This window comes from Pseudomonas sp. TH43 (genome assembly GCF_016650635.1).
Taxonomy (GTDB): domain Bacteria; phylum Pseudomonadota; class Gammaproteobacteria; order Pseudomonadales; family Pseudomonadaceae; genus Aquipseudomonas.
Genome location: NZ_JAEKFI010000004.1, coordinates 2177225 through 2191830, shown reverse-complemented (window position 1 = coordinate 2191830; position 14606 = coordinate 2177225). Strand labels below are relative to the sequence as shown.

General features: G+C 59.3%; 12 protein-coding genes. 9 read left to right on the top strand and 3 right to left on the bottom strand.

Features of this window, described 5'->3' with window-relative positions; genetic code table 11:
- Positions 1-207: 207 nt before the first annotated feature.
- The 5 genes from JFT81_RS26320 to JFT81_RS26300 all read left to right on the top strand — a co-directional run bounded on the left by JFT81_RS26320 (position 208) and on the right by JFT81_RS26300 (position 10073).
- A complete protein-coding gene (locus tag JFT81_RS26320) occupies positions 208-1833 on the top strand; it encodes a methyl-accepting chemotaxis protein (RefSeq protein WP_201230145.1) in 1626 nt (541 codons plus the stop codon).
- A gap of 346 nt (positions 1834-2179) precedes the next feature.
- Positions 2180-3922: a potassium/proton antiporter gene (locus tag JFT81_RS26315; RefSeq protein ID WP_201230143.1), complete on the top strand. Its 1743-nt coding sequence runs from the start codon at positions 2180-2182 to the stop codon at positions 3920-3922.
- 34 nt (positions 3923-3956) lie between these two features.
- A complete protein-coding gene (gene mscK / locus JFT81_RS26310) occupies positions 3957-7310 on the top strand; it encodes a mechanosensitive channel MscK (RefSeq protein ID WP_201230136.1) in 3354 nt (1117 codons plus the stop codon).
- Positions 7311-7358: 48 nt separating this feature from the next.
- The gene (gene selO, locus JFT81_RS26305) at positions 7359-8822 is read left to right on the top strand and encodes a protein adenylyltransferase SelO (RefSeq protein ID WP_201149618.1); all 1464 of its coding nucleotides are present in this window, start codon (positions 7359-7361) and stop codon (positions 8820-8822) included.
- Positions 8823-8912: 90 nt separating this feature from the next.
- Positions 8913-10073: a hypothetical protein gene (locus JFT81_RS26300; protein ID WP_201230130.1), complete on the top strand. Its 1161-nt coding sequence runs from the start codon at positions 8913-8915 to the stop codon at positions 10071-10073.
- Positions 10074-10259: 186 nt separating this feature from the next.
- Here JFT81_RS26300 and JFT81_RS26295 read toward each other — a convergent pair whose 3' ends face one another.
- Together JFT81_RS26295 and JFT81_RS26290 are read right to left on the bottom strand one after the other, a co-directional pair.
- Positions 10260-10661, bottom strand: coding sequence for a transcriptional regulator (locus tag JFT81_RS26295; protein WP_201230128.1), 402 nt, complete (start codon positions 10659-10661; stop codon positions 10260-10262).
- Entirely contained in the window at positions 10658-10954 is a 297-nt protein-coding gene (locus tag JFT81_RS26290; protein WP_201230127.1) for a type II toxin-antitoxin system HigB family toxin, read from the bottom strand. Before JFT81_RS26290 ends, JFT81_RS26295 begins: the two co-directional genes overlap by 4 nt.
- 193 nt (positions 10955-11147) lie before the next feature.
- Between JFT81_RS26290 and trxC the strand changes: the two genes are divergently transcribed.
- Positions 11148-11582, top strand: a complete 435-nt coding sequence (gene trxC / locus JFT81_RS26285) for a thioredoxin TrxC (protein ID WP_201230126.1) — start codon at positions 11148-11150, stop codon at positions 11580-11582.
- A 132-nt stretch (positions 11583-11714) separates the two neighbouring features.
- Here trxC and JFT81_RS26280 read toward each other — a convergent pair whose 3' ends face one another.
- Positions 11715-12485 carry a ParA family protein gene (locus JFT81_RS26280; RefSeq protein WP_201230125.1) on the bottom strand — a complete coding sequence of 257 codons (771 nt, stop codon included), beginning with the start codon at positions 12483-12485 and terminating at the stop codon, positions 11715-11717.
- A 366-nt stretch (positions 12486-12851) separates the two neighbouring features.
- On the opposite strand from JFT81_RS26280, the gene JFT81_RS26275 reads away from it, so the two are divergent.
- The 3 genes from JFT81_RS26275 to JFT81_RS26265 are packed head-to-tail and all read left to right on the top strand — an operon-like array spanning position 12852 to position 14603.
- Positions 12852-13577: a beta-ketoacyl synthase chain length factor gene (locus JFT81_RS26275; protein ID WP_201230124.1), complete on the top strand. Its 726-nt coding sequence runs from the start codon at positions 12852-12854 to the stop codon at positions 13575-13577.
- Complete coding sequence (locus JFT81_RS26270) at positions 13553-14362, top strand: lysophospholipid acyltransferase family protein (protein ID WP_201230123.1); 810 nt, start codon at positions 13553-13555, stop codon at positions 14360-14362. Before JFT81_RS26275 ends, JFT81_RS26270 begins: the two co-directional genes overlap by 25 nt.
- On the top strand, positions 14343-14603 hold the full coding sequence (locus JFT81_RS26265; RefSeq protein WP_201149609.1) for a phosphopantetheine-binding protein: 261 nt from the start codon (positions 14343-14345) through the stop codon (positions 14601-14603). Before JFT81_RS26270 ends, JFT81_RS26265 begins: the two co-directional genes overlap by 20 nt.
- The last annotated feature ends 3 nt before the right edge of the window (positions 14604-14606 follow it).

Genomic DNA, 14606 nt, shown 5'->3' with positions numbered 1-14606 from the left:
CCGGCGCAAAGCCTTGATTTTCCTGGCGGGCGAGCGTTCCCGCGAGCTTTAAAGACTGTGATTTGCCGATCTTGTTCCTGCACTTCGTCGCTCAGGCCCGTCTGCGACAAATACGCACACCGACTCAAGACTTTAGTCGTAGGACCGATAAGTCACCCATACAGCAGTTTCAGCCCGCATGGATGCGGCCCTTTTCGGTACCCGCCCATGTCCCTTCGCAATATGAATATCGCCCCTCGGGCGTTCACCGGTTTCGCCCTGATCGGCGGCCTGATGTTGATTCTTGGCGTGTTCGCCTTGAACCAGATGAGCAAAATCCGCGGCGCCGCCGAGGATATCTCGTCCAGCAGCGTGCCGAGCATCAAGAACCTCGACGAGTTCACCCAACTGACCCTGCGCCTGCGAGTGTTGTCGTACCGCTTGCTGGTCAACCGCGAACCGGACGTACAGCAGAAAACCATGGAACTGCTGGACATGCGCAATCAGCAGATCCGCGCCGCTCAAACGGCTTACGAGCCATTGATCGGCAGCCCTGAGGAACGCACGGCGTATGACCAATACGTGCAACTGCTCGGTCAGTACCGCCAGATCGAAGACCGCATGAAAACCCTGTCACGCAACAATCAGGTCGATGAGCTGCGCACCCTGCTCAACACCGAGTTGCTGAACAACTCCGAAGCGGTGAACGGTGTGCTCAACCGTCTGATGCAGATCAACGGCGAGCAGATCAGCGAGACTAACGAGCAAGCCGCTAATCAGTATTCTTCGGCTTTCGATCTGGTGGTGACCCTGCTGGTGATTGCCACCGGCCTGACGCTGCTGTTCGCCTGGCTGCTGACCACCAGCATCACCAAGCCGATTTCCAAGGCACTGGAAGCGGCGGAAACCATCGCAGAAGGCAACCTGACCCAGCCGATCCATGTCGACGGTTCCGACGAAGCCGGGCGCCTGCTGGCGGCCATGGCAAAGATGCAGTCGAAACTGCGTGACACCCTGCAGCGGATTTCCGGCTCGGCCACGCAGCTTGCATCGGCAGCGGAAGAGCTGAACAGCGTCACCGACGAAAGCGCCCGTGGCCTGACTCAGCAGAACAATGAAATCGAGCAGGCGGCCACGGCGGTCAACGAGATGACCAGCGCCGTGGAAGAAGTGGCGCGCAACGCGGTGAGCACTTCGGAAGCCTCGAAGAACGCCACCACATCGGCCGGCGACGGTCGTGATCTGGTCCAGGAAACGGTGAGCGCCATCGAACGCATGAGCGCCGATGTGCAGAGCACTGCCTCGTTGATCGGTGATCTGGCCAATGAATCCCGTGACATCGGCAAGGTGCTGGACGTGATTCGTGGTCTGGCCGATCAGACCAATCTGCTGGCGCTGAACGCGGCGATTGAAGCGGCGCGTGCCGGTGAGGCCGGTCGTGGTTTTGCGGTAGTGGCGGATGAAGTTCGCGCATTGGCGCATCGCACTCAACAGTCGACCAGCGAAATCGAGCGGATGATCGGCAGCATTCAGAGCGGCACCGAACACGCCGTGGATTCGATGCGTAACAGCACCGAGCGCGCCGAGTCGACGCTGAACATTGCCCGTGGCGCCGGGATGTCGCTGGACACCATCAACACGGCGATCGTCGAGATCAACGAGCGCAACCTGGTGATCGCCAGTGCGGCGGAAGAACAGGCGCAAGTGGCGCGCGAAGTTGACCGCAACCTGGTGAACATCCGTGATCTGTCGGTGCAATCGGCGACTGGGGCGAATCAGACCAGTGCAGCGAGTAATGAACTGTCACGCCTGGCGCTGGATCTGAACAATATGGTTGGGCGCTTCAGCCTCTGATTCAGTAGATCAAGATCAAAAACACCCTCACCCCAGCCCTCTCCCAGAGGGAGAGGGGGAAAGGGAGCAGATCTTCATGTTCTTCAAGACCTGAGTTTGGCTCGATATCCCAGTGAGTTCGGCTCGATATCTCAGGTCGATGTGCCTCGCAAGAACTGCTCGGTCAGTCCCCTCTCCCTCCGGGAGAGGGTTAGGGTGAGGGCAGCAATCCTTAGCCGAACCAAAATCCCGAACACGCCAGCGCAAAAACCTTTTTGACAGCATCACATTTCAACAGGTTAGAATCGCTGGCACGCAGACTGCATGGTCAGTTTGTGCCCGTCTTTACGTCCCTGGAGTACTGCCTTTGAATGCGACGACCATCAACAGCCTGTTCTTGATCGGCGCGTTGCTGGTAGGTGCGAGCATTCTTGTCAGTTCACTTTCCTCCCGTCTCGGCATTCCGATTCTGGTCATTATCCTTGCGGTCGGCATGGCCGCCGGGGTCGATGGCGGCGGGATCATTTTCGATAACTACCCAACGGCCTATCTGGTCGGCAACCTCGCACTCGCGGTGATCCTCCTCGACGGTGGTTTGCGCACACGGGTGTCGAGTTTCCGCGTGGCGTTATGGCCGGCGTTGTCGTTGGCCACGGTCGGCGTGTTGATCACCACCGGGCTGACCGGCATGGCGGCGGCGTGGCTGTTCGACCTCAACATGATTCAGGGCCTGCTGATCGGCGCTATTGTCGGTTCGACAGACGCCGCTGCGGTGTTCTCGCTGCTGGGCGGCAAAGGCCTCAACGAACGGGTCACCGCCAGCCTGGAAATCGAATCCGGCAGCAACGACCCGATGGCGGTGTTTCTCACCGTGACCCTGATCGACATGCTCGCCAGCGGCCAGACCGGACTGCACTGGAGCCTGCTGACGCACCTGATCCGCGAATTCGGTATCGGTGGCGTGATCGGTCTCGGCGGCGGCTGGCTGATGCTGCAGTTGGTCAACCGGATCAATCTGGCTGCAGGTCTCTATCCGATTCTGGTGATCGCCGGCGGTCTGCTGGTGTTTGCCCTGACCAACGCCCTGCATGGCAGTGGCTTCCTCGCGGTGTACCTGTGCGGTCTGGTGATCGGCAACCGTCCGGTGCGCAGCCGCCACGGCATTCTGCACATGCTCGACGGCATGGCCTGGTTGGCGCAGATCGGCATGTTCCTGGTGTTGGGGCTGCTGGTCACGCCGCACGATTTGCTGCCAATCGCCCTGCCCGCCCTCGGTCTGGCGCTGTGGATGATTCTGTTCGCGCGGCCGTTGTCGGTAATCGTCGGTTTGCTGCCATTCAAGGCGTTCCACGGCCGTGAAAAAGCCTTCATCTCCTGGGTGGGTCTGCGTGGTGCGGTACCGATCATTCTCGCGGTGTTCCCGCTGATGGCCGGGCTGCCGAATGCGCAGCTGTACTTCAACCTCGCCTTCTTCATCGTGTTGGTCTCGTTGTTGGTGCAGGGCACAAGCCTGCCGTGGGTCGCCAAACTGTTGAAGGTGACGGTGCCGCCGGAGCCCGCGCCGATCTCCCGATCCGCGCTGGAAGTGCACATCACCAGTGAGTGGGAGCTGTTCGTCTACAAGCTCGGCGCAGAGAAATGGTGCATCGGTTCACCCCTGCGCGAGCTGAAAATGCCCGAAGGCACGCGGATCGCAGCACTGTTTCGTGGCCAACAATTGCTCCATCCGTCGGGTAGTACGGTATTGGAAGTCGATGATTTGCTGTGTGTTATCGGCCATGAACACAACTTGCCGGCCCTCGGAAAACTCTTCAGCCAGGCACCGCAACGCGGCCTCGATCTGCGCTTCTTCGGCGACTTCGTACTCGAAGGAGACGCCCAGCTTAAAGCGGTTGCGGCGCTTTATGGCTTGCCGACCGAGGGCATCGATCCAGACACGACGCTGGGCGCCTTTATCGCCCACAAGGTCGGTGGTGCACCGATCGTCGGTGACCAGGTCGAGTGGAACAACACCCACTGGACGGTCGCGGTCATGGACGGGAACAAGATCGGCAAAGTCGGCGTCAGATTCCCCGAAGGAAGTCGCCCGGGCCCCGGACTCTTCCTCTAAACTGCGTCCACTCTCACTTGCTCGACCGGTCTCTATGCCTACCCTGCGCTCCTTTTTTGCTGCGGCCCTGCTGGGCCTGAGTCTTACTGTCGGCCCGCTTTACGCCGCCGAACCACCGTCCAGCGAAGCCGTGCAGGCCAGTCTGGACAAACTCGCCGACAGCAAACTGCCGGACGCTGATAAAAAGACCCTGCAAACCGTTCTGCAGAACACGCTCAACCAGCTCAACAACAAGAATGATTACGAGCAGAAGCTGGTCGACCTCAAGCAGCAACTGGCCACCGCACCCAAGCAGACGATTGAAAACGCCCGCGAGCTGACGCGCCTCAAGGCCAGCAGCGTGGTGCCGGTGGCGCAGCGCTTCCCCAGGGAATCAATCCAGCAACTGGAGCAAATCCTCACCGATCGCTCCACTCAGCAAAGTGATCTGCAAAAGGCCCTGGCCGACGCCAACAGCCTGATCATCACCGCGCAAACGCGCCCCGAGCGCGCCCAGGCGGAAATTTCCGCCAGCCAGACGCGCATCCAGCAGATCAACAACATCCTCAAGTCCGGCAAGGACGCGGGCAAGACCGTCAGCGCCGAGCAACGCGACCAATTGAACGCCGAACTGGCGGCACTGAACGCGCTGATCCCGTTGCGCCGTCAGGAACTGGCCGGCAACAGCCAGTTGCAGGATCTGGGCAACTCCCAGCATGACGTGCTCTCGGAGAAATCCGATCGCCTCGACCGCGAGATTCAGGAACTGCAAACCCTGATCAACCAGAAGCGTCTGGCGCAGTCGCAGGAAACCGTTACCCAACAGTCGATCGAAGCGCAAAAGGCCGGCGGCAGCAGCCTGCTCGCCAGCGAAAGCACGGCCAACCTCAAGCTCTCCGACTACCTGCTGAAAAGCACTGACCGGCTCAACGAAGTCACCCAGCAGAACCTGCAAACCAAACAACAACTCGACAGCCTGACCCAAAGCGATTCCGCTCTGGACGAGCAGATCAACGTGCTCAAGGGCAGCCTGCTGCTGTCGAAGATTCTCTACAAACAGAAACAAGCCCTGCCGCGCCTCAAGGTCGACCGCGACCTGGCGGACCAGATCGCCGACATTCGTCTGTATCAGTTCGAAGTCAGCCAGCAGCGTGAATTGCTCAGCAATCCTTCGACCTACGTCGACAACCTGCTCGCCACACAACCGCCGGAACAAGTCACCCCGCAACTGCGCAAAAGCCTGCTGGATCTGGCCAATACCCGCGCTGACTTGCTCGAGCGGCTGAACCGCGAGCTGAGCGCGGTACTCAACGAATCGATCACCCTGCAACTGAACCAGAAGCAACTGCTGAGCACTGCGCAAAGTCTGCGCGCGACCCTCGATGAGCAGATGTTCTGGATTCCCAGCAACAAGCCGCTGGACATCGAATGGATGCGCGGTGTGCCGGAGCGCCTCAAGCGTCAGGTCGACACCCTGCCGTGGGCCTCGAGCCTGAGCGAACTGACCGACGGCCTGATCCAGCGACCGCTGCTGTTCCTGCCACTGGCACTGCTGATCGGTGCACTGCTGTGGCGGCGCAAAAGTCTCTACGGGAAACTCAACAAGGTTCACCAGGACATCGGTCACTTCAAGCGCGACAGTCAGTGGCACACGCCGCAGGCGATCCTGATCAACATTCTGCTGGCGATGCCGGTGGCGCTGGGTCTGGCGCTGTGTGGTCTGGCCTTGCAGATCGACGCCCGAGGGCAGAACGCCAACATGGGCGCGGCACTGCTGCAAATGGGGCAGGCGTGGCTGGTGTTCTACACCGCCTACCGGATTCTGGCGCCGGGTGGCGTGGCAGAACTGCACTTCCGCTGGGAAAAACCCCAGGTCGAATTTCTCCAGGGCTGGGTGCGTCGACTGGGGCTGGTGGTTCTGGCGCTGGTGGCCGTGGTCGCAGTGGCCGAATTGCAACCGGCAGCATTGGCAGACGACGTATTGGGCATGCCGGTAGTGCTGATTTGCTACGCCCTGATGGCGTGGCTGCTCAGTCGCCTGCTGATCAGTAGCCCGGCCCACGAAAACGCCTCGCTGTTCCGTAAAGCGGTGGGCGTAATGTTCACCTTGCTGCCCATCGCGCTGTTCGTTGCGGTGTGCTTCGGCTACTACTACACGGCACTGAAACTCAGCGACCGCTTGATCAACACCCTCTACCTGCTGATGTTCTGGCTGGTGATCGAAGCCACTTTCGTCCGCGGTCTCGCGGTCGCGGCACGGCGCCTGGCCTATCAACGCGCCCTGGCCAAACGTCAGGCAGCAAAAGAGGCCGGCGATGGCGAGGCGGTAATCGAAGAGCCAACCCTGGACATCGAAAAGGTCAATGAACAGTCTCTGCGCCTGATCCGTCTGGCCTTGCTCGGCGGTTTCATCGCCGCGCTGTACTGGGTCTGGTCAGATCTGATTTCAGTGTTCTCGTACCTCGACAACATCACCCTCTACGAATACACCAGCGGCACCGGCGCCAACATGAGCATGGTGCCGATCAGCATTGGCGACATGCTCGGCGCGCTGATCATCATCGGCATCACCTTCGCCCTCGCACGCAACTTGCCGGGCCTGCTTGAAGTGTTTGTGCTGTCCAAGCTCAATCTGGCGCAAGGCAGTGCCTATGCGACCACGACGTTGCTGTCCTATGTGATCGCCGGTGTCGGTTTCGTCTCGACCCTGTCGACCCTCGGCGTCAGTTGGGACAAGTTGCAATGGCTGGTGGCGGCGCTGTCGGTCGGCCTCGGTTTCGGTATGCAGGAGATCTTCGCCAACTTCATCTCCGGCATCATGATTCTCTTCGAGCGCCCGGTACGCATCGGCGACACCATCACCATCGGCAACCTCTCGGGCACGGTGAGCAAGATCCGCATCCGCGCGACGACCATCACCGACTTTGATCGCAAGGACATCATTGTCCCGAACAAGACGTTCATTACCGGGCAACTGATCAACTGGTCGCTGACCGACACCATTACCCGCGTGACGCTGAAACTGGGGGTCGACTACGGTTCGGATCTCGATCTGGTCAAAGAGCTGCTGCTCAAGGCCGCCCGCGAGAACCCGCGCGTGCTCAAGGAACCCGAGCCGCACGTGTACTTCCTCAACTTCGGTGAAAGCACCCTCGACCATGAATTGCGCATGCACGTGCGCGACCTCGGTGACCGCAATCCGGTGATCGACGAGGTCAACCGCTTCATCAACCGTGAGTTCAAGAAGCAGCACATCAACATCTCCTTCCGCCAGATGGAGGTTTACCTGAAGAACCTGCACGGCCAGGAATACAAGTTGGTGCCGGTCGAAGCAGAGACGAAAACCATCGTCGCGGTGCCCGACGAGCAAAAACCGCCGCAAGAACCGCCGCCGGCCAAACTCGACTAACCGACCTATACCCAGCAGAATGCTCGGACATTCTGCTGGAGCCGGCCCGTGAAAGCCCTCGACGAACTGACCTTCGATAATCGCTTCGCCCGCCTCGGCGATGCGTTCTCCGCTCACGTGCTGCCCGAGCCGATCGACAACCCGCGTCTGGTAGTGGCAAGCCCGGCGGCCATGGCTTTGCTCGATCTCGACCCGGCAACCGCCGAAACCCGGGAATTCGCCGAACTGTTCGGTGGCCACAAGCTGTGGGCCGATGCCGAGCCACGGGCGATGGTCTATTCCGGGCATCAGTTCGGCGGCTATACACCGCAACTGGGCGATGGCCGCGGTTTGCTGCTGGGCGAGGTGTACAACGCGGCTGGCGAGCATTGGGACCTGCATCTCAAAGGCGCCGGGCAGACGCCGTTTTCGCGCATGGGCGATGGCCGTGCAGTGCTGCGTTCGTCGATCCGTGAGTTCCTCGCCTCCGAAGCTTTGTACGGACTCAACATTCCCTCCTCGCGCGCCGCCTGCGTGATCGGCTCCGACACCCCGGTCTGGCGCGAAAAACAGGAACGCGCGGCGATGGTGCTGCGCCTGGCGCCGAGCCACATCCGATTCGGCCACTTCGAATATTTCTACTACACCAAGCGCCCCGAGCAGCAGAAAGCACTCGGCGAGCACGTGTTGGCCATGCACTTCCCGGAATGCCTGGAGCAGCCGGAACCGTATCTGGCGATGTTCCGCGAGATCGTCGAGCGCAATGCCGAGCTGATCGCCAAGTGGCAGGCCTACGGCTTCTGCCACGGCGTGATGAACACCGACAACATGTCGATCCTCGGCATCACCTTCGACTTCGGCCCGTTCGCCTTCCTCGACGACTTCGACGCCAACTTCATCTGTAACCATTCGGATGATCAGGGCCGTTACTCGTTCAGCAATCAGGTGCCGATCGGTCAGTGGAACCTCAGCGCGCTGGCCCAGGCGCTGACACCGTTCATCAGTGTTGAAGCGCTGCGCGAAACTCTGGGTTTGTACTTGCCACTGTTCCAAGCGCATTACCTCGACCTGATGCGCCGGCGCTTCGGTTTCACCACCGCAGAAGAAGATGACCAGAAACTGCTGGAAGACTTGCTGCAACTGATGCAGAACAGCGGCGTCGACTACACGCTGTTTTTCCGCCGACTCGGAGAGGAATCAGCAGAAAAATCCGTCGCCCGTTTGCGTGACGACTTCGTCGACATCAAGGGTTTTGATGCCTGGGGCGAACGCTACGTTGCCCGGGTTGCCCGCGATGGTGATGCTGATCAGGAACAGCGCCGAGCGCGGATGCATGCGGTCAATCCGCTGTACATCCTGCGCAATTATCTGGCGCAAAAAGCCATCGATGCGGCTGAGCAGGGGGATTATTCGGAGGTGCGTCGGCTGCATGCGGTGCTGAGCAAACCGTTTGAGGAGCAGCCAGGGATGGAGGGTTATGCCGAGCGACCACCGGAGTGGGGCAAGCATCTGGAGATCAGTTGTTCGTCATAATCCAGTGTCTGTGACGAAACCTGGCATTTCTGCTTCAGAAAATACCGCTGCGTATCGGACATCGTGGCAAAACAGGACAAGGACGTTTCCATGGCAGGTTGGCTTTCCGTTGGCATCACGCTGTTCCAGGCGCTTTCATTGCTTTTTTACATCGGAGGTATCTGGGCCTGCCAATTCAGGCTGAATGCGCTCCGCCGTAATGAGCCATTGCGCTGTGCAACGATAGAGGAGCAACGCTTACTCGCTCTCTACTATCCGAAGGAAACGTTCAACCGCGACGTTCACTTGATCAACGGATGCCATCGAAAAACCGGCACCATGAAAGACCAGACTGGCATGGACCGCATCGCCGAGCTGCCGGTGTTTCTACCTGAACTGGCCTTGAAATTCCTGAAAAAAGAAGGCAACAACCGCGCTGAGGTCATCTGCGGCAAGAAGCGCGCGTATGTGATCCGTTTGAACGACGACTATCACATCGAAGCCTTCGCACTGCGTGTCGAAACAAGCCAGAGAGTGGCTGCTCAATGGAAGTTCGGCATTCCAGGCCCCTGCCTCGAAGACGAGGAGACGCTGATCCTGGGCCAACGGCGCACCACCAAACAAGAGCGACGCCGCCTCGCCTATGAGATGAATGAGCACATGCCCTGCATCAGACGATTGCTGGGCTCATGCGCTGTTGTGGCGAGCGTGTTGCTGTTCTGGACAATGGCCCTCGGGTGGCTGACCGCCAAGGAATGGTTTTTCCCTTTCTTCTTCATTGCCATCACAGGCTTGCTGCCCATGGTCATGGAAAAGCATCGACCCCGTGAGAAGGTCAACCGGGTTCAAGGTGTTTACCGCAAGGCACCGGACGTGGGAATGACCATCGGCAAAAGACGCATATACGCCGAATCATCGGCTTGGCAACAGATCACCGACCACCTCAAAGAAGGTCAGACCGTCATTGTGCATATCACCGTCAACGTTGATAAGGGCTGGTATGACTGGGTGCTCAACGTAGAAGGTCTGCCTGACACCTACGCGGGCTGGCGCTACCAGGAACACGAAAAGTGGCTCGGCAACGCCGTGATGTGCGGATTGCTTGCGCTTTCATGGTTCATCGCGCATCTGTCTTACCCTGAAGTGGATCGCAGCAACGCCCAGGCGTGGATCGAATATGCCAGCGGCGGACTGTGCATTGCTTACGGCATCAACCTGATCAGACGCCTGTGGCAACGTCGGCCGGTGGCCGATCGTTTGAGTACTTCGTGATGGGGAAGGCGTCGGACTGCTCATCGCACCGGCGGTGATGTTTCTCTGGAAACTCGTTGCCCTGTCCTGGTCGACCCGCCGGTTTAGCGCCAACACCCAGCCGTGCCGCGAATTGCACGATGCCAGCGCCGCGTTGAAGCAACGTGTCTGGCGCAGGGGCTCAACTGCAAGTGATAAACGCCTGGCTTAGATAAACACGTCTACGGGCACACCGAAGCGCTCGGCCAGCCAGCGGATCTGGCGCAGGTTGAGCTTGCGTTTGCCATTGAGGATTTCCGATACGACCGATTGCGTTCCGACGCCAGGCAGATCGCTCTGAGTCAGGCCGTGTTCGCGCATCATGTAGCCGAGAACCTCTTCACCACTGGCTTGGGCCATCGGGTGATGGGTGTGATCCCACTCTTCGATCCAGTCCCCGATGATCTCGACCAAGCTCATCAACGGATGCGACTCGTCATCACCGGTCATCTCAAGCAACTCGTCGACTGCCCGCACCAGGGCGTCGTAGTCCTCTTCGGTCTTCGGTTTGCGCAGCAATGGAGAAACAAACTCCCAGTGCTCGGCAACCGTTCTGATCAAAGCATTCATACGCTTTTCTCCTTCCACTTACCGCGCTCATGTTCACGGTGATCCATTACATGCTTTATGTAGAGACGCTGAGACCGGTAACTGACAAAGGCGATCAGCCTGAGTTTGTTACCACCGATGTCGAAGACGTGAAATTCACCCACCTTGTCAGTTGCAGGAAATATCGATTTCATCGCCGAGAAGTCCTTTGGACAGGTCCTGCTTGCCAGACGAAACCACTGCGCCAACGCGCTTGCTGCCTGCGGCCACTGCTCCTTGGCCTCTCGAATGGGTTTTTCGCTGAACACATGCATGCAACATCCTTATCGCATTCTGCTATGGGGAGTTAATCACAAACCAGAATTATCGCAAGTTGCGATAACGATAGGCAGACTAATGGCCGCGCCCAGTCATCTCAGCCTAGGTTCAACGTCGAACACTGCACGATTGAAAATATCAGCAAACGTCTCCAATTAGCTGTTATCCGCTCTTAACTGGAACTCGATCATGTCCGACCCACTCCTCATCCCCTGCCCCTCCTGCAACGGCCTCAACCGCATTCCCGCCGAGCGCCTCGCCGATCAACCCAAGTGCGGTCGCTGCAAATCTGCGGTGCTGCTGAACAAACCCTTCGAACTCAAGCAAGGCGACTACGCTAGCCAGATCAAGGGTGATTTGCCGTTGCTGGTGGATGTCTGGGCGGATTGGTGTGGGCCGTGCAAGTCGTTTGCGCCGGTGTTCGAGCAGGCGGCGGCGCAACTGGCGGGCAAGTGTCGGTTGGCCAAGCTCGACAGCGAGGCCAATCAGCAGTTGTCGGCGCAGTTGGGGATTCGCTCGATTCCGAGTCTGATTCTGTTCAAGAACGGTCGGGAGGTAGCGCGGCAGAGTGGCGCGTTTCCGTTGCCGCAGTTGATGAGCTGGCTGCGTAGCCAGGGGATCTGACCCAACACAAATCCAATTGTGGGAGCGAGCCTGCTCGCGAAGGCGTCCGGTCAGTCAACTCAGGTGTTGAATCTACCGGCCTCTTCGCGAGCAGGCTCGCTCCCACAGGTAGGTTGGGTGCAATCCGGGGGATCAGTGGTCTTCGAGCAGGTTGTGCAGCTCGACGAATTGCTGGGTCAACTTGTGTCGCGGATCAAGGTGAATCAACGGCGTATTGGCCTGGTGTGATTCACGCATACGCACTGAACTGGTCAGGTACACCGGCAGCACCGGCAAACCTTCGGCAATCAACTCATCAAGAATTTGCTGCGGCAGACTGGCGCGGGCCTGGAATTGGTTGACCACGATGCCTTCAACTTCCAGACCTTCGTTGTGGTCTTCTTTCAATTCTTCGATTTCCGCAAGCAAGCCGTACAAGGCTTGGCGCGAGAAGCTGTCGCAATCGAAGGGAATGAGCACACGATCAGCGGCAATCAGCGCTGATACCGCATAGAAATTCAGCGCCGGCGGCGTATCGAGGTAAATTCGGTCGTAGTCTTCGGACAGCTCATCAAGCAACTTCCGCAACTTGTTGATCTTGTGCTTGGCCTCAAGCTTGGGCTGCAAGTCGGCCAACTCGGCGGTCGCCGTGATGATGTGCAGGTTGTCGAACGGTGTTTCGTAGATGTCTGCCTGATTCTTCTTCGAGAACGGTCCCGAGGACAGCGTCTGCTTGAAAAAATCGGCAATCCCCATCGGGATGTCGTCGCCAGTGAGCCCGGTCAGATACTGAGTGGAGTTGGCCTGCGCATCGAGATCCACCAACAGCGTGCGATAACCCTCGCTGGCGCTGACCGCCGCCAGATTGCAGGCAATGCTGGATTTACCTACGCCACCTTTCTGATTGAACACCACGCGCCGCATGACAAAACCTCCGTGTATCAAAGAATGACCGAGTGTAGATGCGCGCGACCTCGCTTCGCTACCTTCACGGACATGGACTACAAGGTCAGGTGTAAATATCCCCAGGCCGACGGCGTAAAAACTGCCATTGATCAGCGAGACGGCCGACAGACAAGCCTCTGCCAATCTGGATAATGGCCATATGACAGCTTTTCCACGAACCACTCAGTACATTTCACTGCACAAAATGTAACCAACATTTGCTACACACCCGTCTCACCGGGATAATGCGCGCCACTCAGCGCCAAGCGCGACGCTACGTTCAGCAAAGTCAGCCCAGCTCTGGCGACTCCATAGCGTCAATGAAAGCCCGCAGGGGCGGGATGAATGTCCGTGATCAACTTCAACATCGCCCAATGGCGCGCGTGGGCCCCGGGGCTCGACAGCGTGGACGACTGGCAGGCCTGGAGCCGACAGCCAGTCGTGCTCCAGAGCAGTGATGCCGCGCCCGATGTGTCGTTCTTGCCGGCCATGCAACGCCGCCGTCTCAGTCGCCTGGCACGCATGGCGTTCAGTGTTGGCTGGCCGCTGGCCGACGGACGGGAGAACCTGCCGCTGGTGTTCGTCTCTCGACATGGCGAAACCCCACGCACCTACGAGATCCTCAGCGATCTGGCAACCGAGCAGCCGCTGTCACCGACTCAGTTCAGCCTTTCCGTGCACAACGCGATCATTGGCCTGTGGTCGATCATGCGCGGCGAAACCAGCGAAATGACCGCCCTCGCCGCGGCTGGCGACGGCCTCGAGCACGGCATGCTGGAAGCCGCAGCGCTGCTCAATGAAGGCGCACCTGCGGTACTGCTGGTGATCAGCGAAGAACAACCACCCGCCGCCTATTCACAGTGGATCGACGATGTACCGTTCCCCTACGCCGTCGGCCTGCTGCTCACCCCCGGTACCGACTGGCGGCTGACCCTGAACAGCACCACAGAAGCACTGTCCAAAACGCAATGGCCTCACGCGCTCAACCTGCTGCGCGCCCTGCTCGGCCAGCAACCCCTTTGCCAACATGCCTGGAAAAACCGTCTATGGACTTGGCAACGCAACCCGTGACCGAGAAACACCGCGACGCCTATTACTGGCGCCTGCTCGCCACCGCCGCCAGCTTCGCGCTGTTCGGGCTTGGCGGGCTGTGCCTGCGTGTGCTGGTGTTTCCGCTGCTTGGCTGCCTGCCCGGTGATGCGCTGAAACATCGCCAACGCGCAAGGCAGACAGTCAGTCGCCTGTTCTGGTTTTTCGTACGGTTCATGGCCCGCACCGGTGTGCTGACCTACGACATTCAAGGCGCCGAGCGCTTGGGCCGTCCTGGGCAGATGATCATCGCCAACCACCCGTCGCTGATCGACGTGGTGTTTCTTATCGGCCTGGTGCGCCAGGCCAATTGCGTGGTGAAGAAAAGCCTCTGGGAAAACCCCTTCACCCGTGGCCCGCTGCGCAGCACCGAATACATCAGCAACGACGGCAGCATGGACATGCTCGATGCCGCCGCCGAGTCCCTGCAAAACGGCCAGACTCTGATCATTTTCCCCGAAGGCACGCGCACCCAGCCGGGGCAGGCGCCAGCCTTTCATCGGGGCGCGGCGGCGATTGCCCTGCGCGGTGCGAAAATCCTCACGCCAGTGATCATCAAGGTCAACCCGACCACGCTGACCAAAGCCGAACCGTGGTATCGGATCCCCAATCGCCGCGTGCACTTCAGTTTTCAGGTCGGGGCCGATATAGACCCACAGACCTTTGCCGCGCAGGGGCCTGCACCGCAAGCCTCGCGCAAGCTCAACGATTATTTGCACTCTTACTTTATTAAGGAGCTCGCCGAAGATGAGCGATCTGAATCGTGACATTAAAACGCTGATCATCGACGCCCTCGGCCTCGAAGACATCAGCGTCGACGACATCGGCGACGAGCAGACGCTGTTCGGCGAAGGCCTGGGCCTGGATTCTGTCGACGCGCTGGAACTGGGTCTGGCGATCCAGAAAAAGTACGGCATCAAGATCGACGCCGACGCCAAAGACACCCGCAACCATTTCACCAACGTGGCGAGCCTTGCGGCGTTCGTCACGGCAAAACAGGCAGCTTGAGAC